Here is a 19,516-nt window from a genome sequence, read left to right as displayed (position 1 = left end):
TCAGTGATTCCTCGTGATCATGACTCAACCAAAGCGGGTGTTGCGCGAGGGCGATTTGCACCGTTCGCAGGCTTTAACAAATCTTACCGCTTTGGCAACAATCCTTACTGCGAGCGATATGGGTTAACGAACCGCTAACCAAACGAATGATAGGTCTATCGGCTTAAATTCAACCTGCGGTTGCGCGGTGGGATATCGCGAAACGCACGGAACGCCAATTGGAAGGGGCTTGAATGCAAAACGCGACGCCATCTGGGATCGAACACAACACTGTATTGCGCTGGTTGCCGGACGAGGTCCATCTGTATCTAAAACATACCGAAAAGGGCGCGTCGATCCGGGCACTTGCGCGCGATATGGGGGTTCATGCTTCGACCGTGATGCGCCAAGTGCGCAAGACCGAGGCGCGCCGGGATGATCCGTTGGTTGATTCCCTGTTAACCCGCTTGGGCGAAGGCGTGCGCGACGGGCAGGCCGACCTTGAAGCGATTGAGGCCACATTGGAAACGATCGAGGACGACCCCGTATCGCCCCATATGCTCAGGTTGTTGCGGGCGATGATGAAAGACAAGGCCGTGATGGTTGTCAGTCAGGGCGTCGACACCGCCGTCGTGCTGGCGGCCAATGAGGGGGGTGACCCGGTGGCCTTGGCCAAAGGCCCGACCGAGGTGGTCGAGGTGATGGCCCTTCGCGGTTGGATCGACGGCAGCACCAAAGGGCGCATTTGCCGTTACCACATGACGTCCGAGGGCCGGGTGGCGTTGAACCGGATGCTGGCTCAGATGGAAAGTCGTGCAACGGGATTTGTCAAGGCACAGGTGGGGCTTACCGACCTTCACAAAGGGGCAAAATCCGCCAACTCATCGAAGGGCGCACGGTCAAAACGTCCCATCGGCGCAGACAGCCCAGTGCGGGTTCTGGGGCGTGCCAAAGGGCGCCAGCAACCCTATCTTGCGCCCGATCTGGTGAACGCAGCCGAACGGTTGCATCGCGACTTTGCCTTGGGCAAGTTTGCACTGTCGGGCACGGCCACCTGGGATCGGGTGCAAGCTGCAATCCAGACGCCAGCGCCGTCCGGCCACCCTTCGGACCGCAAGCTTGACGCCCGCAAGCGGTTTTCGGATGCGATCGGTGCGCTGGGTCCAGAGCTCGCTCAGATTGCCATGGCGGTATGCTGTCACGAAAGGGGTATGGAACGGGTCGAGGCGGATATGTCGATGCCCGCGCGGTCAGGCAAATACATGTTGCGCGTCGCGCTAAGCTATCTTGCGCGCCATTATGGCAAGGTCTCTGGCGATGACCATGACCTGATCTATTGACCGGTTGCTGCCTCCGGGCTGTCCAAAGCATGCGTCATCTCGTCGGGCATAACGATCCGAAAATCCAAACCCGGATATAGCTGACGGAGTTCGCGTTTGATGATGGCCGGGTTTGGTAGGGTGTCGGCGCGGATCAAATAGGTGCCCTGAAATCCAAGACTATGTAAACGCTGACCAATTTCGATGCAATCCGTCTGGGCGCAAAACAACGCTGACAGCACCAGTTGGATCGACTTTTCTTCGAAGTCGTCCCGCGTCATCTTACAGAAAACGTCGCACGTCATGTGCGAAACACGGTATGTATCCGTAGAAAGGGATTCAAAGAATGTATCGCCTCCCAATGCCAATAGCATCGGTTTTTCGGCGCGGTCACTTGCCATCAACCCGGTTCCCGTTCTGAGGATTCTATCGCCACAATTAGCCGCTTGAAATGACAGGTGGACGCCGTGCCCGCCCGTCGGATTGCCTTCCCGAATGCACATATAAGGCGAACGTGGAATTTGCAATTCTCTCTGCACGCGGAATGTTGTATTTTTGCTGTTTGACGTGCCGTTATTATCCGGCCATCTCATTGGTCTGAGGAAACGAAGTCCGTTTTGGGGGCGTTATGGCGTCAGTTGAAATTTTGCAGGCCTTGCCGGTGCCGACCATGATGATCGGTCGCGATCACCGGGTCACGCAGCAAAATGACGCGGCGACGGACTTGCTCGGTGCCAATCTGATCGGTCGACATGTTGCCAACTCCGTTCGTCAACCTGCATTACTTGAGGCGGTCGAATCGGTGCTGTCCGGCGCACCCAAATCCAGCGTTCGCTATCTCATGTCAAGACCCGGTCGCGAACTGGTTTTTGACGTCCATGTGGCCCCCGTTCGCTCGGAAAATGCGGTCGTATTGACCTTTGTTGACGTGTCGTCTCATGAAGAGGCGGGGCAGATGCGGTCGGATTTCGTCGCGAATGTCAGCCACGAGTTGCGCACGCCGTTGACCGCGCTGTCGGGTTTTATAGAAACCTTGCGCGGCCCTGCACGCGACGATCCTGACGCGCGCGCGCGGTTTTTGGATATTATGGATGGGGAAGCGAACCGGATGAACCGGCTGGTGACAGACCTCTTGTCCCTGAGCCGCGTTGAAGACATGGTGCGTATGCGCCCCACTGATTTGATCGAGTTGGATCAGGTCATATTGTCGGTGATCAACGCACTCAGCCCGGCGGCGGGCGAACGAGGGGTTGTCTTTCACACCAACTTTGACGCACCGCGCTCGATTGTTGTGCTGGGGGACAGGGACCAGCTTATTCAGGTTTTCACCAACCTATTTGAAAACGCGATCAAGTATGGTCGCGAAGGCGGGTCGGTTCAGGTAACGGTCAAGTCTGCGGACATGATCCCGGCATTCAAAGGGCCGGGCTTACAAATCACGGTCCAAGACGACGGCGAAGGCATCGACCCAAAGCATCTGGGAAGATTGACCGAGCGGTTCTATCGCGTCGATGACCATCGCTCGCGCGCGCTCGGCGGCACCGGGTTGGGGCTGGCGATCGTGAAACACATCGTCAATCGCCATCGCGGGCGGCTGCGGATCGAAAGCACGCCGGGCGAAGGCAGTACATTTTTGGTTTCATTGCCGCTGCCACCGAAAACCTGACAAGCTGCGGGGCTGGTTTGTTTCTGTTCTGAGGCAGAAAATCGGTCTGCAGGCGCCAATTGTCACACTACTTTTACAAAACTTACACAAAAGCTTTGATCAACAGCTCTAGGACAACCTCATGTCGTCCAAGCGGGCGATGCCATTTCAAAACAGGAGAAATCCATGTCCTTTGTGAACCTAACCGCATCTACGCTGGCGATCGCCGCCGTGTCTGCAACCGCTGCTCACGCCCGTGATCAGGTTCAGATCGCCGGATCATCGACCGTGCTGCCCTATGCCGCGATCGTTGCGGAAGCTTTCGGCGAGAACTTCGACTTCCCGACCCCGGTTGTTGAATCGGGCGGCTCGTCGGCTGGTCTGAAACGGTTCTGTGATGGTGTTGGCGAAAACACAATCGACATCGCGAACGCGTCACGCAAGATCAAAGACAGCGAGGTCGCCGCTTGCGCCGACGCAGGTGTCACCGATATCTTGGAGGTTCGGATCGGCTATGATGGCATCGTGTTCGCGAGCCAGATCGAAGGACCCGACTTTACCACGTTTGATCCAGCCGACATCTATCACGCCCTTGGCGCGCAGGTGGTTGTCGACGGCAAGCTGGTCGAGAACCCCCATAAAAAATGGTCTGATCTCAACGCCGACCTGCCCAACACGGACATCGCAGCGTTCATCCCCGGCACCAAACACGGCACCCGCGAAGTGTTTGAGGTGAAAGTGATGGAAGCAGGCTGTAAGGCAACCGGCGCATATGACGCGTTTCTGGCAGGTGCGGAAGGTGACGACGACAAGGCCAAGGCGAAAGCCGCGGCCAAGATGTGTTACAAAGTGCGCACCGATGGCAAATCCGTCGATATCGACGGCGACTATACCGAAACGCTTGCGTCGATCTCGTCAAATAAGGATGGCATCGGGATCTTCGGTCTGGCTTTTTACGAAAACAACACTGACGCGTTGAAAGTGGCGACCATGTCGGGCGTCGCACCGTCAACGGACACGATTGCGTCCGGCGAATACCCCGTGTCGCGCCCGCTATATTTTTACATCAAGAAGGCCCATATCGGCGTCATCCCCGGTGTAAAAGAATTCGCGGAATTCTTCATCTCGGACGAGATTGCCGGACCCGACGGCCCGCTGTCGGAATATGGCCTGGTGGCTGACCCGGAACTGGCCGCCACCCAAGCGTCTGTTGCGGCAGAAGACGTTCTGACCAACTGAAATCTGGCGGTGCGGGGCAGGGACCTCGCACCGCTTATTGCTTTTGCTGCAAGAGTTCATCATGTCCGCACTCTGGTTACTCATAATCATACTGGCACTGGCCGCCACTGGGTTCATTCTCGGCCGCGGCCGCGCGGTTGCGTCGGTTGGCGGGGACCGGCGAAAGCTGCATTCGCTTCCGAATTATTACGGGTTCAACGTTGCAATGCTGGCCTTGGTGCCCGCGCTTCTGGTTCTGGCCGTGTGGGTCGTGATCCAACCCATCATGATCAATGCCAATGTCTCGGGCCACATTCCCGACGCACTTTACAGTGACGCAGGTCAGTTGAACCTGATCATGAGCGATGTGAACCGCGTCGCGGATGGGTTGGGTGACGCCCTTCGTCAGGGTGTCATCACCGCCGAGGGCATTCACACACTTGACCCCGAAACCTCCGACCTGCGTGCGCTGCTTGGGAGTGTTGGCGTGGCAATCGGCAGCGATATCAGCGCCGACATACTAACCGCCGCGCGATTGCTGCGTGACCAGTCGACCACCGGGCAACGTGCCATGACGTTCGTCGTGCTGGTCGTTGCGTCCCTGGGTTTTCTGGCCGCGATGCGCATGACCTCGGGCACGTTTCGGGCGCGCAATACGGTCGAGTATGGTGTGAAACTGCTGCTGATAGGGGCTGCGTCGCTCGCGATCCTGACCACGGTCGGCATTGTTCTGTCTCTGATCTTCAACACGATCAGTTTTTTTGGCATGTTCCCAGCCGCTGACTTCCTGTTTGGCACAACCTGGAGCCCGGAGGGCCGTGGCGGGTCGGAACATCTGGGCATTCTGCCGCTGCTTTGGGGCACGCTCTATATTTCCTTCGTGGCCCTTTTGGTGGCCGTGCCCATCGGGCTGTTTGCCGCCATCTATCTGTCAGAATATGCCAGCCGCACAACCCGCGCTTTCGCCAAACCGCTGTTAGAGGTGCTGGCGGGCATCCCAACCATCGTCTATGGCCTGTTCGCCCTGACCGTAGTCGGACCCTTGCTGGTCAACGTGTTTGGCGCGGACGGTTTGGGCTGGATGCAGGGCGCACGCTCGGTAATGACCGCGGGCCTTGTGATGGGTATCATGTTGATCCCATTTGTCAGTTCGCTGTCCGACGACATTATCAATGCGGTGCCACAGGCGATGCGCGACGGCTCTTACGGGCTGGGTGCCACGCAGTCTGAAACCGTACGTCAGGTTGTGCTGCCGGCTGCCCTTCCAGGCATCGCGGGTGCCGTTCTTTTGGCCGCAAGCCGCGCGATTGGCGAGACAATGATTGTCGTTATGGGGGCAGGGGCCGCCGCCCGGCTGGACCTGAACCCGTTTGAAGCAATGACTACCGTCACAGCCAAGATCGTCAGCCAGTTGACCGGCGACAGCGACTTTGCCAGTCCCGAAGCGCTGGTGGCCTTCGCCCTTGGCATGACGCTGTTCGTCCTGACGCTTGGCCTGAATATCCTCGCGCTTTACATCGTGCGCAAATATCGGGAGCAATACGAATGAGCGACGCGAATTTCCCCGTTGGTGCGCGCGCGCAATCCTCGCTTCTGGCGTTGGATGCACGTACCAAGAAACGCAATGCGGCCGAGGCACGCTTTCGCGCTTATGGCATTGGGGCCATCGCCATTGGTTTGCTGTTCCTCATGGTGTTGATCACCTCGATCTTCGCCAAAGGTATGGGCGCGTTCCAGCAAACGTTCATCACCCTTAATGTCGAACTGTCTGAAGCAAAAATCGACAAATCCGGCACCCGCGATCTTGAGGCCATCAAGAAGATCACGACCTTCGGGTATAACCCATTGATCGACGCCGCCTTAGCGCAAGCCCTCACCGACGCCGCGATTGACAACCCGTTTTCGAAGGGCAAAGACCTGCGCAAGATGCTCAGTTCAAGTGCGGCGGCAGACGTTCGCGACTTTGTCATCGCCAACCCGGATCGGATCGGTGACACGGTCGAATTCCACCTGCTGGCCTCATCGCGCGTCGATGGGTATCTGAAAGGCCGCGTCAGCCGCGAAAGCCTTACGCGCGACAAGAACCTGACGCCCGCGCATCTTGATCTGGTCGATGCGTTTTATGGGGCAGGGGTTGTGTCGAAGGGTTTCAACCTGCCCTTCATCACCGGCGCGGACGCGTCGGAAAGCCGCCCGGAACAAGCGGGGATCGGTGTGTCAATGTTGGGCAGCCTTTATATGATGCTTGTAGTGCTGGCCTGCGCCTTGCCGGTTGGGGTCGCGGCCTCGATCTATCTAGAGGAATTCGCCCCGCAGAACTGGTTCACAGATTTGATCGAGGTGAACATCGCAAACCTCGCCGCTGTGCCGTCTATTGTGTTCGGCATATTGGGGCTGTCGGTGTTCATTCAGTTTGCCCACCTACCGCAATCGGCGCCGCTGGTCGGCGGGCTGGTGCTGACCCTGATGACCTTGCCAACGATCATCATTTCGACCCGCGCATCACTGAAATCCGTACCACCTTCGATCCGCGAAGCCGCCTTGGGTGTGGGCGCGTCCAAGATGCAGACCGTGTTCCATCATGTGCTGCCACTGGCCATGCCGGGCATTCTTACGGGAACCATCATCGGGTTGGCGCAGGCGCTTGGGGAAACCGCGCCGCTTCTGCTGATCGGGATGGTGGGCTATGTCGCATCAAACTATCCCAGCGGGTTGGTCGACGGCTTTATGTCGCCAAATTCGGCCATGCCCGCGCAGATCTATGAATGGGCCAAACGCGCCGATCCAGCTTATTATGAACGCGCGTGGGGCGGCATTATCATCCTGCTTTTATTCCTGATGTGCATGAACATCATCGCAATCATTCTGCGTCGCCGGTTCGAGCGTCGCTGGTAGGAAAGACCAAACACATGAACGATATGACGAAAATCGAGAAGGTCGCGGCGATGCAGGACATCAAAATCACCGCAAGCGGCGTGCAGGTCCATTATGGCGACAACCACGCCATCAAGGATGTCTCGGTCAACATACAAGACAAGACGGTGACCGCCTTTATTGGGCCGTCCGGCTGTGGCAAGTCGACCTTCCTGCGCTGCCTGAACCGGATGAATGATACAATCGACATTTGCCGCGTCAGCGGGGAAATTCTGTTGGACGGCGAGGATATTTACGACAAACGCGTCGACCCGGTGCAATTGCGCGCTAAGGTCGGGATGGTGTTTCAAAAACCAAACCCGTTCCCCAAGTCGATCTATGACAATATCGCCTATGGTCCGCGCATTCACGGGCTGTCCAGAAACAAGGCCGAGCTGGATGACATTGTCGAAAAATCCCTGCGTCGTGGGGCCATCTGGGACGAGGTGAAAGACCGCCTTCATGCCCCCGGCACCGGCCTGTCAGGCGGCCAACAGCAGCGGCTGTGCATTGCGCGCGCGATTGCCACGGAACCCGAAGTGCTGTTGATGGACGAGCCGTGCTCGGCGCTCGACCCCATCGCCACCGCACAGGTGGAAGAGTTGATTGACGAGTTGCGCCAAAGCTATTGCGTGGTGATCGTCACCCATTCGATGCAACAGGCCGCGCGCGTCAGCCAGAAAACAGCGTTTTTCCATCTGGGCAATCTGGTGGAATATGGTGACACCGATAAGATATTCACCAACCCGGAAGACAAGCGCACCGAAAGCTACATCACTGGCCGGATCGGCTGACGAAAGACCGCCCATAGGGGCAGGAGAGAGACCCATGACGGACCAACATATCGCATCTGCCTTTGACCGCGACCTTGAAGAAATTCAGGCCCATCTGATGAAAATGGGCGGCATGGTCGAAGACGCGATCCGTGACGGCGCGAAGTCACTTAAGCGGCGCGACGAAGAACTTGCCGATACCGTGCGTAAGAACGACAAGAAAATTGACGCGCTGGATATGCAAATCCACGAAGAATGCGCGCGTCTTCTGGCGCTACGCCAGCCGATTGCATCTGATCTGCGCACGGTTCTGACCGTGATGAAAGTCGCCGGAAATCTGGAACGTATCGGAGATTACGCGAAGAACATGGCCAAACGGACCACGGTTCTGGTGCATATGCAGCCCATCGACGGCGCATCAGGCGCGATCAAGCGGATGGCAGATGAAGTGCAGAAAATGCTGTCTGACGCGCTGGACGCCTATATCCGCCGCGACGAGGCATTGGCGCTGGATGTGCGTCAGCGCGACCTTGAAGTTGACCAGATGTATAACGCGCTGTTTCGCGAATTCCTGACTTTCATGATGGAAGACCCGCGCAACATCTCGTCTTGTATGCACCTTCATTTCATCGCCAAGAACATCGAACGGATGGGGGATCACGTCACCTCGATCGCTGAGCAGGTAATCTATCTGGTGACCGGCGACATGCCTGACGAGGCGCGGCCCAAAGGCAATGCGCCCAATTACGAAACCCCGACCGCAGGCCATATCGAGGGCACGCAATGACCGCTGACAAACCTTGCGTGTTGCTGGTTGAAGACGAGCCTGCACAGCGCGAAATCCTACGCTATAGCCTTGGCGCGGAAGGCTATGACGTGGCCATGGCTGAAACCGGCGATGATGCGCTGATCCTTGTCGATGAGGTGATGCCTGACCTCGTGTTGCTGGACTGGATGTTGCCCGGCGTGTCGGGCATCGAGATTTGCCGCCGCCTGAAAACCCGCAAGGAAACCCGCAACATTCCGGTGATCATGCTGTCGGCCCGCTCAGAAGAGGTTGACCGCGTGCGCGGCTTGGAAACCGGCGCGGATGACTATGTGGTCAAACCGTTTTCGGTCAGTGAGCTGATGGCGCGCGTTCGCACCCAGCTGCGCCGCACGCGCCCGGCAGCGGTTGGCCAAAGGTTGGAATATCTCGACATCAGGCTGGACGGCGAAAGCCACCGCGTGACACGATCAGGGGCAGATGTAAAACTTGGGCCGACCGAATTTCGCCTTCTGTCTACGCTGATGGAAAAACCGGGGCGTGTCTGGAGCCGCGAGCAATTGCTGGACCGTGTATGGGGGCGTGATGTCTATGTCGATACGCGCACTGTCGACGTCCATGTTGGCCGTCTGCGAAAAGCCCTGTGCCGCCACGGCGGAGACGATCCACTGCGCACCGTGCGGGGAACGGGCTATGCGCTGGGGTAGGGTGATGCCTTTGCTAAGCGACGACCATGACGCACTGTAACCCTTGAACGGGCATGAGATGAGCACGAGTATAGGGGTGATTGGATCGATTGCTTCGGCTGATAGGGGGATGAATGAAGGTTCTGCTTCTTGTGGCGTTTGTATTCGTGGTCCTATTGCTTGTCGGGTTGCTCGGATGGCGGCAGCTCGACAATCGGGGCGACTGGTCGGAAATGAACCGCCTGCGCGCGCTCCAACCAGAAGAGCCGGAACGATTCTCGCAAGCGATGGTCTCCGATTTGCCCGAACCGGCGCGGCGCTATTTTTCATTCGCGATCGACGAGGGGACGCCCCTATACACCGTCGCGCAGATTGAAATGGAGGGGCAGTTCAGCCTCGGCAGCAAGGATGTGCCGAACTATATGAACATGTCCGCAACGCAGGTATTGGCGGCCCCTGACGGCTTCGTGTGGAAGATGGCGGGCCGACTTGGGTTGATGCGGATGTCAGGCTCAGACTCAGGGCGCTGGACGCGGTTCTGGCTGGTGGGGTTGATCCCTGTCGCCCGTTTTGGGGGTGACGCGGATCATACGCGTTCGGCCTTTGGGCGTTACGTCGCCGAGGCAGCATTCTGGACACCAGCGGCCATTCTGCCCGGACCTAACGTCACGTGGGAAGCCGTCGATCAAGACACCGCACGCTACACGATACACAATGGCGGGATCGCGCAATCTGTCGATGTTACAGTCGACAGTGACGGGCAGCCAACGAGGGTCGCGTTTGAACGTTGGAGCAACGCGAACCCCGAGGGCGTGCATCGCCTGCAGCCCTTTGGCGGCTACCTGACTGACTTCCAATTGGTGCAGGGCTTTCGCGTGCCGATGCATGTTGAGGCGGGAAACTGGTTTGGGACAGACGACTACTTCCCGTTCTTCATCGCAAACGTGACTGAGCTTGCATATCCGGCCAGGGCGCCTTGATGGAGGCTAGCGGCTGGACAAAAGCGTTGGGGCTCTTTTCTTTCACCCGCCACTCTCAGTGATCACAAGATCGGCCAGAGCGGCCTCAAGAGCTTGCACAAGGTCGGTGCTGTCATCTGCGATGCCGACGTCAGTGTTGATCTGGAATGAAATCGTAACGCCGTGGTTTGAGTAGTGGCGCAAGCTCGAGACATAGCCGGGGATCCATCCACCATGCCCAAATACCGGCCCGTGCGGTGTATCTTTATAAATCGCAATCCCCGCGCCATACAGAATATCTGGCGTGTCAGGCGATATGGCCATGCCATCAAGCAGCCGGTCCAAATAGGGGACCGCCATTGCAAAGCCGCCAAAAATCGCCCGTCCCCATGCCGCAAGATCGCGCGAGGTGGAGGCCAGCCCTCCGCCCGTCCACTCCATCGCAGGGTCCCATAGCAGCCGTCCATCTTGGTCCATTATGCGAACCGGCATGCCAAACGGATTGTCCTCAGAAACGTAACCGACAGCAAGGCCCGGCAGCCTTCGTTTGTTGGACGGTGCAGTTGCCGTGAGCTTCAAAGGGTTCAGGAACCGCTCGGCCACAAGATCATAGTAACGGCGTTCTGCAACCTGCTCGATAATTAGGCCAAGCAGCAAATAACCAGTGTCGCTGTATGCCCAACTTGTCCCAGCACGAAACAGTGCGTCGGTATCAAGCACAAAACCGATGGCGGCTTCGGGTGACAACGCGTCGCCACCCGATTGCATCCGTGCGCGCATTTCGGCAGCGAAGGCCTTGGTGTGGACGTGATCGGGAAGGCCAGAGCTATGTCTAAGCAGGTCACCAATTCTCATCGTTTCATGATTTGCCAATCGGTCGAACCAATCGCGGTCACCAAGGTGGCGCGCGACAAGGTCACTCTGATCAAGCAGCCCGTCAGCTTCAAGTGCCAGCACGGTCGCCCCGACAAAGCTTTTGCCAATGCTGGCGGCCAGCATGCGGCTTTCAGGTGTCATCGGCGTTCCAGCCTCAACATCGGCAAGCCCCGTCGCCACACTCTCGATAGATCCATCCGTTAGGGCATAGGCGGCGGTTGCGCCGGGAAACCCGTAGTCAGCGCAAAACCCATCCAGTAACTCTTGCACCTGAGACGGCAACTCATCGGCCCCTGCGATACATGACAGGGGCGAAATCACCGCCACGAGTCCACACATCGCCGCCAAAAGAACAGCCCGACACGTCATGCCCGTCGGCCTGTCAGGTCGGGGATAACGTCGGTCACCGCGCCCTGCCGTGTGAACATTGTTTCGCGGTTGACCCAGACCACCACAACGGCCACGACAACGAGTATCCACGTGTCATAGGGCTGTGCATCCGGCCAGAAGGGGTTGATCAATTGCCAGTGAAAAAGCATCGGCCAAAGCAGCCCCCCACGACCCGCGTTCAGCATCGGGGTGACAAGCACAGCAAGAGTGATGTTGCCAACAAAGAAAGGCCAGAAGTCCCAACCGCCGAAAACTGTGCCCGACAAATAAAACGCGGGAAGGTGCCACACACCCCAGAACGCGCCAATTGTAACACCCGCCCAGATCGGCGCTATATGGCGCTGCAGCAGCGGCTGTGCGATACCGCGCCAGCCGAACTCCTCGATTGGTCCGAGGAACAGCATCATGAAAAGAACGGCGAACATCGCGCTGGCACCCTCAGGCGGCATCGGGGCAAGCAGCGGTCCGCCCTTTGCCAGCGATCCGACCATGAACACCAAGGGCAGCACGACCAGGACAAAGCCGACCCAACCAAGCGACATCCTCCACAGAAAAATCCGCGACAGAAAAGCCCACACGCCAAAAAGGCCGCTGTAGCTTAGGACAAGGATGACAGCCGCAATCGCAGGCGCCCAAGTCGCGAGAAAGAAGAACGGATGCGAGCCGCTGATCTGGCCAAACGCGGCCATGGCCTGTTCGGGAAAGAAAATGTAGGACCCAATCACCCCCCATGTGATCGCAAATGTGATGAATACGAAAAAGAGCAGGGCGCGGGACGGGATACCCCGGACGGGTGGGTCATCTGCTACTGACATGGCACCTCTCCAACAATTCACGATTTTTAACGGTTTGGAACCACTATGTCGGATCTTGATTTTGGCTCAATGACCTCAGTCAATTGGGAAGATGCGTCTGGTCTTGACCCGCTGAAGCCGGTTCAAATTTAATGCGGAAATTTGGGTATACTTCTGGCACGATAAGGAGCGAGCCTATTTCGAAGAAACTTATCAACGATGAACAGATTGCCTTTGCGCTGAGAAACGCGGAAAGCCCAGTGAGCTACGGATATCGCCGCCCGCACGCCCTGTTGCAACAGGAGGGCTGGAAAGTGAACCATTAACGTCTGTGTCGGCTTAACTGCGAAGAAGTGGAACCTATGCTGTTTTCAGTTTCTGGATCGGTGTCAGATATTCGACCCCCACGCTTGGGCGTTCAGAGGTGTATGTCCGACGCCAGCAGGTTAGGCGCCCCAAACCTACACTTTCCGAGCCGTCTCGTTGGCATTTGATCGGGGCGCTGGAGGACTTGTCTGTTGAGCCATCAGCCGATGGCTGTGGCCCGGACATTGACCCCAAGTAATAAATGTTGAATTTTAGGAAAAATCGCTGTGCAAGCCACAGTATCAAATCGCTATGATAATTTCTGGGGCATGCCATGATGAAGGACTTGATCGCCGACCACCGCCTGATGGACGGAAAGGCCGTCGCGGCTCGCATTCTTGAGAGTTGCCGTGCGGTTTGCGATGCCCATCATAATATACCCGAGCTTGTGTCGATCTCAATCAGCGATATGCCGGAGGTTGTGATGATTGGTCATTCAGAGATCGTTGAAAAATCCGCGGTGATGATGCTGATGGCCGAAGGTGCAGCGGTGACGGAATGCCACCATATGGCACGCTCCGTCTCGCTGCATTCTCGCCGTGCGGCTGGCGAGCTGGAGGTTTAAATGGGACGTTACGGGACCAAATTCAACATGAACTTAGCTGTCGCAGGGAAACCAAGCACTCTCCGCAGTTTCGAGCTGTTCGTCAGCGCGGGTTTTTGTGATTTCGAGCTATCATCGGTCACCCGAACGTTAACATTGGCCAATGAGTTATGCGGCACAGCGCGCTTCACGTGGCGCATTGTGTCCGACACGCCGGGGCTGACCAAGAGCCGGAGCGACATGATAGTACGCTCCGAGTTGGCAGTGCCTGATCATTTGCTGTCTGATGTCATGATTGTGGTGGGCGGAACAAATACCGCGCGTTCCGACGAATGGCTAAAGCGCGCCCGCGCAATGCAGCGCAAAGCCCGCCCGGTTGCGCTGCTGTCAGACGCGGCCACCGCATATATCAAGGCGACACATGCGCCTGCGGGAAAAGTTACCACCCATTGGCGCGATGTCGAAATGCTGTCGGAGGAAGGATACCACCCAAACCTGACCCATTGTTTCTCGGAAAATTCAGACGGTATCGTCACCGCCGCAGGGGCGGGGGCAACCGCAGAGTTAATCCTGGGACTGATCGCTCCAATGCTCGATGGCCCACAAGTGGCGGAGCTGGGCAATCGACTGCTAATACACACGATCCGCAAAAGCGATGCGGAGCAGCCCAAAAACCTGGCTGACAACGCTGCGTTATTTGACGGTCAAGTTACGCAAGCCATCCGTATCATGGAGAGCACGCTCGCCGATCCCATACCGATTAGCGAATTGGTGCGCGACTTGCGTCTGTCCACCCGTCAACTGGAGCGCAACTTTCGAGAAGTCTTCGACGACACACCCGCAAGGTTTTATAAGCGACTGCGCACACGGCGCGCCAAGGACCTGGTGGAAGAAACACTGATGCCGCTCACAGAGATTTCCGTAGCCACGGGGTTCGGATCACTCGCGACCATGGCAAATGCGGTGAAGGAGGAATTCGGCCAAACGCCATCCAAGCTGCGCGCGCGCAGACGGGTAAAAATTCTTAAGCATTAAGGCTGCTATTCTCTCGGGAAAGCACCCCATCTCTTGCCAAGCATCGGAAAACGTCTGCGCACCGACCGATTTTCTTTGCAGGACACAGATCGGCTGGTTATTCTTTTTGTTAAAGAATTATTCCACTCATGCAACATGGGCGCGACGGGGACCTAAAACATGCTTGATGATCCGTATCCTAAGGTAAGGCCGGGCCCTCCGAAACCCAGCGAAATTATCCAACCTCGTGTCTTCTCGATGCCGCCGGGAACAGAGCGCTATGTGGTCGAAGGGGCCGGCGCCGTGCTGATCCCCGTTGAGGCGGGTGACCAGATCACCGTGATCAACGATGAAGGCGGGCAGGTGGCCGAGATCGTTGCCGCCGACGGCAAAGGCCGAATTGATGCGGCAATTTTGGGCACGAGCGCCAACGCACAGGCCACGGGTCTGCGGGCGCTGTTGGTCAGCTCTGACAATTCACTGCGTGGCTTGCGGATGGGGCTTGACGCGCGGGCGATAGACGTGGCCCACGCACAAGCTATCCGGCTGTTCGACGCCATTTCCCGCGCTAAGTCGGAAGAGACCTTACGCGCAACGCGCGACGGGGTCGTGATCATCGCGGCCCCCGGCGGTGCCATGGATATTGAAGCACAAGACACCACCACGCCACTTACCGTCATGGTGAAACGCGCCGTCATCAAGCAACATGTCAAGTTCGAGTTGCCGGACCCATTGGCCGACCCTGTGCTGGACGTCAGAATCCACAACGCCACCGCCGAGTCCTATTTCGTTAAGGCGGGCGACTACATCCAAATCCAGGATGTGGACGGTCGCCAATGCACTGACTTCGAATGCTTTTCGGCGCGCAAGTTGGACAAGGGCATTGAGCACGCGCTTGACGTGACGACGACCCGCACACTGATGGGCCATGCTTATCCAATGCCCGGACTACACGCGAAATACTATGATCAGGAAATGTTGCCGTTGGTCGAGGTCGTGCAAGACACCTGCGGGCGGCATGACGCGTTCGCCATGGCTTGTACCGAGAAGTATTATAACGACATGGGTTATCCCGGCCACGTTAACTGCTCGACCAACTTCAATGGGGCGCTCGCCGATTACGGCGTTGCCCCGCGCCGTGGCTGGATGGCAATCAACTTCTTCTTCAACACCTTCCTTGACGAGCATGGCGTGATGTATTCCGACGAACCATGGTCGCGCCCCGGCGACTTCGTGTTGTTGCGCGCACTCACGGATATCGTCTGCGTCAGCTCCGCCTGTCCCGACGACACGTCGGCGGCCAATGGCTGGAACCCGACCGACATTCACATCCGCACCTATAGCGGCAAAGAGACCTTCCAACGCTCGGTCGCGTACCGGCCCACTCCAGATGCGGAACCTAAAATGACCAAGCAAACCGGATTTCACGACAGCTTCGCCAAGCACACTCGCAACTTTATCGAGTATAACGGCTATTGGTTGGCGAGTTGTTATGCCGAAACCGGCCCGATTGAGGAATACCGCGCCTGCCGACAAAAGGCCGTCATCATGGACCTGTCGCCCCTGCGTAAATTCGAGATCACAGGACCAGATGCAGAGGCGCTGTGCCAATATGTCTTCACTCGTAATATGAAGACTTTGGCTGTGGGTGCCGTTGTTTATACCGCGATGTGCTATGAGCATGGCGGCATGATCGACGATGGCACCGTCTTCCGGTTGGGCCGCGACAATTTCCGCTGGATTGGCGGCTCTGACTACGGCGGGGAATGGATCCGTGAGCAGGCCGAGAAGTTGGGGTTGAAGGTGTTGGTGCGTGCATCGACCGATCAGTTGCACAACGTCGCGGTGCAGGGACCAGAAAGCCGCGATCTGCTGCGCAAAATCACTTGGACTGCACCACACAATCCTGAATTTGATCAACTTGGCTGGTTCCGTTTCACACCGGCGCGGCTTAACAACGAAAGCGGCACCGCCTTCGTTCTGTCACGCACCGGCTATACCGGTGAACTGGGATATGAGGTGATGTGCCACCCGAAGGATTGCGAGGAGATTTTCGACGCAATCTGGGACGCTGGCAAAGAGCACGGCCTGAAACCGATGGGGCTGGATGCGCTGGACATGGTGCGCATTGAGGCAGGGCTGATCTTTGCGGGCTATGACTTCTCGGACCAAACCGATCCTTACGAAGCAGGTGTCGGATTTACTGTGCCATTAAAGTCCAAAGAAGACGATTTCATCGGGCGCGATGCCCTGATCCGTCGTAAAGAGCATCCTATGCGCAAACTGGTGGGGCTGGATATCGACAGTCAGGTTGAGGTCGGCCATGGCGATTGCGTCCATGTGGGCCGCGCGCAGGTGGGTGAGGTTACATCGTCCATGCGCTCACCGCTTCTGGGACGCAACATCGCGATCGCCCGGGTCGATGTGGCCCATGCCGAAGCCGGAACACAGTTGGAAATCGGCAAGCTCGACGGTCATCAAAAGCGCTTGCCCGCAACGATCCGCCCTGACTTGGCGGCGTTCGATCCCAAGAAAGAGCGCCCGCGCTCATGACAACAGTGCTTGACCAAATCGGCGGCGAAACCGCTTTGCGCGCGTTGGTCGAGCATTTCTATGATCTGGTCGAGTCTATGCCGGAAGGCCGCCAGATTGTGTCGCTACACCTTCAAAATCACGGGCTTGCCCACACGCGGGTCGAGCAGTTCGATTTTCTGTCCGGCTTCATGGGCGGGCGGCAGTACTACATGGAAAAGCACCGCCACATGAACGTGCGCGATATCCACGCCCATGTTCCGATCCGCTTAGAAGATGCCGAGAACTGGCTGACGCTCATGGACCGAGCGCTTGACGATCTGGGCCATGAAGGTAGCCATATCGACCGCTTGCGTGCAACGCTGCGGCGGGTCGCGATGATCCTGGTGAACGACGGAAAGGTGGCGGGCGAATGAAGCGCCGCGTCGCACTTGCATTCCTATGCGCATTGCTTGCTGTTCCAGCGGTCGCGCAATCAGTGAAACTGAAGGCCGAAGACATCACGGCACTTCTTACGGGAAACACCGCAGTCGGTATTTGGGACGGTCGCGCTTACCGACAGTATTTCGACCCCGATGGCACAACAATCTTCGCGCAAGAAGGCACCCCATCCAGCCAAGGTGAATGGCGCAGCGATGCCGAGCGTGACGAATTCCAGTCCATCTGGCCAAGCGATACCGAGTGGGAGGGATGGTACGTGATGGAGTATCTGGGCGACTACTTCTGGGTCTCAAAGACAACCCCGCCGACGCCGTTCAAGATACTAAACGGCCGGCGGCTGGCGTTTGTGCCGAAGTGAAGGGGATAGGGGAGTTGTCGCTTTGTGGGATTTAAACGCGGTTGGCCCAGCCACGTTTTGGGCGCACTCTTTGGCCGGTAACAACTTCATAACTACTAGACACCCCATGCGGGACGACCGGCTTTTCCAAAAGATTCCAGGACGGGCCGGCCCAATAGAAAGGGCCAAATAATGGCTTGGATTTATCTCGTTTTCGCTGGTTTGTTGGAAGTTCTTTGGACGTTCTTCATGAAAAAATCCTTGGGGTTCACGCTGTTAGTGCCCAGCATAATCACTATTGTCACGATGATTGCGAGCGTCTTCCTGCTTTCGATCGCGATGCGATCGCTTCCACTTGGCACCGCCTACACTGTCTGGACCGGCATTGGTGCCGTCGGGGCGTTCGCCGTGGGTGTTATCGGGCTGGGGGAGGCTCTGACGCCGTTGCGTCTGATCGCAGCCCTTCTGATCGTTGCGGGGATCGTGCTGATGAAGATTTCGAGCTCTTCTGCATAGGAAAATACCTCAGAGACACTCTGCGCCCGCTCGTCCAGATGGGCTCCAATCGGCCAACAGAATAATCCCTACGACCCGCTTGCAGGTGGGGCCGTAGGGGACGCTCAATTCTGCAAATAGGCCTCTAGGCTATCGTCCAACGCGTCCTTCCACGGGGTATGATGGACGGGGGCCATGGTGCCGGTCATCACCGATTTGTAGCAGTTGTCGCGGAAGGTCATGATCCCGGCCTTCTTGTGGCCTTTCCACTGCTTGAAGGCCTGACAAGCGCCCTCCACGTCGAAGCTGGGGTAGTCCGTTTCGGCGATCAGTTCCTTGATGTAGTCGCCTTGGTACCAGATGGCATCGTAGTCGTCCGCGCCTGCATCTTCGCGCGCGATGCGGTCTGCGACGTCGGCCTCCATCTTGGCCTGTGAGGGCAGGGCGATCTTGCTCATGATGGCGTCGCGCACCCACCACGCTTGGGCGTCGAACATATTGAAAGTGAACCACTGGTCCTGCATGCCAAGATAGAAGAGCGCAGGATTGTGCACCCACGCGACACCTTTGTAGAGGTCAGCCGTCGCCAAGCGGTTGGCAGTTTTCAAACGCAGGTCTTCAGCCATGAAGGGGAAGTGATGCTGATAGCCGGTACATAGGATAATGGCGTCCACATGCTTGGTGGTGCCGTCCTTGAAATGCGCGGTGTTGCCGTCGACCTTCACCAGCAGCGGCACCTCTTCCCAGTTTTCGGGCCAGTCATAGCCCATAGGCGCGGTGCGGTGGCTGATGGTGATCGATTTGGCGCCGTACTTCCAACATTGCGAGCCGATATCCTCGGCAGAATACGATGTGCCGACCAGCAGCAAGTCCTGATCTTTGAACTCCAATGCGTCGCGGAAGTCGTGAGCGTGCAAAACGCGGCCCTTGAACATGTCGAACCCGTCGAATTCCGGCACATTCGGGGTTGAGAAGTGGCCAGAGGCACAGATCACATGGTCGAATGTCTCGGTGTATTCATGGTCGTTCGGCAGGTCTTTGACGGTGACCTCGAACTTGCCGTTCTCAAACTCTACGCGCCGCACGGCAGTCTCGAAGCGGATCTGGTCGCGCACCCCGGCCTTCTTCACACGTCCTTCAATATAGTCGAACAACACCGCGCGGGGCGGGTAGGAGGCGATTTGCTTGCCGAAATGTTCCTCGAAGGAATAATCTGCGAACTCCAAACCTTCCTTGGGGCCGTTCGACCAAAGGTAGCGATACATCGACCCATGCACCGGCTCGCCATACTGATCCACGCCCGTGCGCCACGTGTAGTTCCACAGACCGCCCCAGTTGGACTGCTTCTCGAAGCAGACGATCTCGGGGATGTCCTCGCCGTTTTGTTTGGCAGACTGGAAAGCGCGAAGCTGGGCAAGACCGGACGGGCCAGCCCCGATGATGGCGATACGTTTGGGCATGTAGATCTC

Annotated in this window: 19 protein-coding genes; 15 read left to right on the top strand and 4 right to left on the bottom strand. The window is 57.5% G+C overall.

Annotated elements, in window-relative coordinates; all coding sequences use genetic code 11:
• The first annotated feature begins 233 nt into the window (after window positions 1-233).
• The gene (locus MUY35_RS00195; RefSeq protein WP_248362929.1) at window positions 234-1,319 is read left to right on the top strand and encodes a DUF6456 domain-containing protein; all 1,086 of its coding nucleotides are present in this window, start codon (window positions 234-236) and stop codon (window positions 1,317-1,319) included.
• On the opposite strand, the gene MUY35_RS00190 is transcribed toward MUY35_RS00195, so the two are convergent.
• Complete coding sequence (locus MUY35_RS00190; protein WP_248362928.1) at window positions 1,313-1,699, bottom strand: hypothetical protein; 387 nt, start codon at window positions 1,697-1,699, stop codon at window positions 1,313-1,315. The genes MUY35_RS00195 and MUY35_RS00190 overlap by 7 nt on opposite strands.
• Before the next feature lie 227 nt (window positions 1,700-1,926).
• Between MUY35_RS00190 and MUY35_RS00185 the strand changes: the two genes are divergently transcribed.
• From MUY35_RS00185 to MUY35_RS00150, 8 genes are all read left to right on the top strand, one after another.
• Entirely contained in the window at window positions 1,927-2,964 is a 1,038-nt protein-coding gene (locus MUY35_RS00185) for an ATP-binding protein (protein ID WP_248362927.1), read from the top strand.
• A gap of 165 nt (window positions 2,965-3,129) precedes the next feature.
• On the top strand, window positions 3,130-4,182 hold the full coding sequence (locus MUY35_RS00180) for a substrate-binding domain-containing protein (protein ID WP_248362926.1): 1,053 nt from the start codon (window positions 3,130-3,132) through the stop codon (window positions 4,180-4,182).
• A 61-nt stretch (window positions 4,183-4,243) separates the two neighbouring features.
• Entirely contained in the window at window positions 4,244-5,710 is a 1,467-nt protein-coding gene (pstC, locus tag MUY35_RS00175; RefSeq protein WP_248362925.1) for a phosphate ABC transporter permease subunit PstC, read from the top strand.
• Entirely contained in the window at window positions 5,707-7,056 is a 1,350-nt protein-coding gene (pstA, locus tag MUY35_RS00170) for a phosphate ABC transporter permease PstA (RefSeq protein ID WP_248362924.1), read from the top strand. The genes pstC and pstA overlap by 4 nt, the downstream gene beginning before the upstream one ends.
• Before the next feature lie 14 nt (window positions 7,057-7,070).
• Window positions 7,071-7,868: a phosphate ABC transporter ATP-binding protein PstB gene (gene pstB, locus MUY35_RS00165; RefSeq protein WP_282569142.1), complete on the top strand. Its 798-nt coding sequence runs from the start codon at window positions 7,071-7,073 to the stop codon at window positions 7,866-7,868.
• Between the two features lie 34 nt (window positions 7,869-7,902).
• On the top strand, window positions 7,903-8,634 hold the full coding sequence (gene phoU, locus MUY35_RS00160) for a phosphate signaling complex protein PhoU (RefSeq protein WP_248362923.1): 732 nt from the start codon (window positions 7,903-7,905) through the stop codon (window positions 8,632-8,634).
• A complete protein-coding gene (phoB, locus tag MUY35_RS00155) occupies window positions 8,631-9,320 on the top strand; it encodes a phosphate regulon transcriptional regulator PhoB (protein WP_248362922.1) in 690 nt (229 codons plus the stop codon). Before phoU ends, phoB begins: the two co-directional genes overlap by 4 nt.
• A 113-nt stretch (window positions 9,321-9,433) precedes the next feature.
• On the top strand, window positions 9,434-10,279 hold the full coding sequence (locus MUY35_RS00150; RefSeq protein ID WP_248362921.1) for a DUF6544 family protein: 846 nt from the start codon (window positions 9,434-9,436) through the stop codon (window positions 10,277-10,279).
• 42 nt (window positions 10,280-10,321) lie between these two features.
• On the opposite strand, the gene MUY35_RS00145 is transcribed toward MUY35_RS00150, so the two are convergent.
• Together MUY35_RS00145 and MUY35_RS00140 are read right to left on the bottom strand one after the other, a co-directional pair.
• Complete coding sequence (locus MUY35_RS00145; protein WP_248362920.1) at window positions 10,322-11,503, bottom strand: serine hydrolase domain-containing protein; 1,182 nt, start codon at window positions 11,501-11,503, stop codon at window positions 10,322-10,324.
• The gene (locus MUY35_RS00140; RefSeq protein WP_248362919.1) at window positions 11,500-12,339 is read right to left on the bottom strand and encodes a type II CAAX endopeptidase family protein; all 840 of its coding nucleotides are present in this window, start codon (window positions 12,337-12,339) and stop codon (window positions 11,500-11,502) included. Before MUY35_RS00140 ends, MUY35_RS00145 begins: the two co-directional genes overlap by 4 nt.
• Before the next feature lie 619 nt (window positions 12,340-12,958).
• Between MUY35_RS00140 and MUY35_RS00135 the strand changes: the two genes are divergently transcribed.
• The 6 genes from MUY35_RS00135 (at window position 12,959) to MUY35_RS00110 (ending at window position 18,068) form a co-directional block, all read left to right on the top strand.
• The gene (locus tag MUY35_RS00135; protein WP_248362918.1) at window positions 12,959-13,249 is read left to right on the top strand and encodes a hypothetical protein; all 291 of its coding nucleotides are present in this window, start codon (window positions 12,959-12,961) and stop codon (window positions 13,247-13,249) included.
• Window positions 13,250-14,263 (top strand): helix-turn-helix domain-containing protein, encoded by a 1,014-nt coding sequence (locus MUY35_RS00130; protein WP_348984487.1) that lies wholly within the window; start codon window positions 13,250-13,252, stop codon window positions 14,261-14,263.
• 159 nt (window positions 14,264-14,422) lie between these two features.
• A complete protein-coding gene (locus MUY35_RS00125; RefSeq protein ID WP_248362917.1) occupies window positions 14,423-16,795 on the top strand; it encodes an aminomethyltransferase family protein in 2,373 nt (790 codons plus the stop codon).
• Window positions 16,792-17,190, top strand: coding sequence for a group II truncated hemoglobin (locus MUY35_RS00120; RefSeq protein ID WP_248362916.1), 399 nt, complete (start codon window positions 16,792-16,794; stop codon window positions 17,188-17,190). Before MUY35_RS00125 ends, MUY35_RS00120 begins: the two co-directional genes overlap by 4 nt.
• Window positions 17,187-17,573, top strand: coding sequence for a hypothetical protein (locus MUY35_RS00115; protein WP_248362915.1), 387 nt, complete (start codon window positions 17,187-17,189; stop codon window positions 17,571-17,573). The genes MUY35_RS00120 and MUY35_RS00115 overlap by 4 nt, the downstream gene beginning before the upstream one ends.
• Before the next feature lie 171 nt (window positions 17,574-17,744).
• Window positions 17,745-18,068, top strand: a complete 324-nt coding sequence (locus tag MUY35_RS00110; protein ID WP_248362914.1) for an SMR family transporter — start codon at window positions 17,745-17,747, stop codon at window positions 18,066-18,068.
• Window positions 18,069-18,172: 104 nt separating this feature from the next.
• Here the strand turns inward: MUY35_RS00110 and MUY35_RS00105 are convergent, their stop codons facing one another.
• Entirely contained in the window at window positions 18,173-19,507 is a 1,335-nt protein-coding gene (locus MUY35_RS00105; RefSeq protein WP_248362913.1) for an NAD(P)/FAD-dependent oxidoreductase, read from the bottom strand.
• Between the last annotated feature and the right edge of the window lie 9 nt (window positions 19,508-19,516).

It is taken from the genome of Aliiroseovarius sp. S1339, from assembly GCF_023195695.1.
Taxonomy (GTDB): Bacteria; Pseudomonadota; Alphaproteobacteria; order Rhodobacterales; family Rhodobacteraceae; genus Aliiroseovarius.
This window is presented reverse-complemented; position numbering and strand designations above follow the sequence as displayed.

Coding starts and splice junctions, on each gene's coding strand:
- MUY35_RS00195 (WP_248362929.1), top strand. CDS start 234: ATGCAAAACGCGACGCCATCTGGGATCGAACACAACACTGTATTGCGC.
- MUY35_RS00190 (WP_248362928.1), bottom strand. CDS start 1,699: ATGGCAAGTGACCGCGCCGAAAAACCGATGCTATTGGCATTGGGAGGC.
- MUY35_RS00185 (WP_248362927.1), top strand. CDS start 1,927: ATGGCGTCAGTTGAAATTTTGCAGGCCTTGCCGGTGCCGACCATGATG.
- MUY35_RS00180 (WP_248362926.1), top strand. CDS start 3,130: ATGTCCTTTGTGAACCTAACCGCATCTACGCTGGCGATCGCCGCCGTG.
- pstC (WP_248362925.1), top strand. CDS start 4,244: ATGTCCGCACTCTGGTTACTCATAATCATACTGGCACTGGCCGCCACT.
- pstA (WP_248362924.1), top strand. CDS start 5,707: ATGAGCGACGCGAATTTCCCCGTTGGTGCGCGCGCGCAATCCTCGCTT.
- pstB (WP_282569142.1), top strand. CDS start 7,071: ATGAACGATATGACGAAAATCGAGAAGGTCGCGGCGATGCAGGACATC.
- phoU (WP_248362923.1), top strand. CDS start 7,903: ATGACGGACCAACATATCGCATCTGCCTTTGACCGCGACCTTGAAGAA.
- phoB (WP_248362922.1), top strand. CDS start 8,631: ATGACCGCTGACAAACCTTGCGTGTTGCTGGTTGAAGACGAGCCTGCA.
- MUY35_RS00150 (WP_248362921.1), top strand. CDS start 9,434: ATGAAGGTTCTGCTTCTTGTGGCGTTTGTATTCGTGGTCCTATTGCTT.
- MUY35_RS00145 (WP_248362920.1), bottom strand. CDS start 11,503: ATGACGTGTCGGGCTGTTCTTTTGGCGGCGATGTGTGGACTCGTGGCG.
- MUY35_RS00140 (WP_248362919.1), bottom strand. CDS start 12,339: ATGTCAGTAGCAGATGACCCACCCGTCCGGGGTATCCCGTCCCGCGCC.
- MUY35_RS00135 (WP_248362918.1), top strand. CDS start 12,959: ATGATGAAGGACTTGATCGCCGACCACCGCCTGATGGACGGAAAGGCC.
- MUY35_RS00130 (WP_348984487.1), top strand. CDS start 13,250: ATGGGACGTTACGGGACCAAATTCAACATGAACTTAGCTGTCGCAGGG.
- MUY35_RS00125 (WP_248362917.1), top strand. CDS start 14,423: ATGCTTGATGATCCGTATCCTAAGGTAAGGCCGGGCCCTCCGAAACCC.
- MUY35_RS00120 (WP_248362916.1), top strand. CDS start 16,792: ATGACAACAGTGCTTGACCAAATCGGCGGCGAAACCGCTTTGCGCGCG.
- MUY35_RS00115 (WP_248362915.1), top strand. CDS start 17,187: ATGAAGCGCCGCGTCGCACTTGCATTCCTATGCGCATTGCTTGCTGTT.
- MUY35_RS00110 (WP_248362914.1), top strand. CDS start 17,745: ATGGCTTGGATTTATCTCGTTTTCGCTGGTTTGTTGGAAGTTCTTTGG.
- MUY35_RS00105 (WP_248362913.1), bottom strand. CDS start 19,507: ATGCCCAAACGTATCGCCATCATCGGGGCTGGCCCGTCCGGTCTTGCC.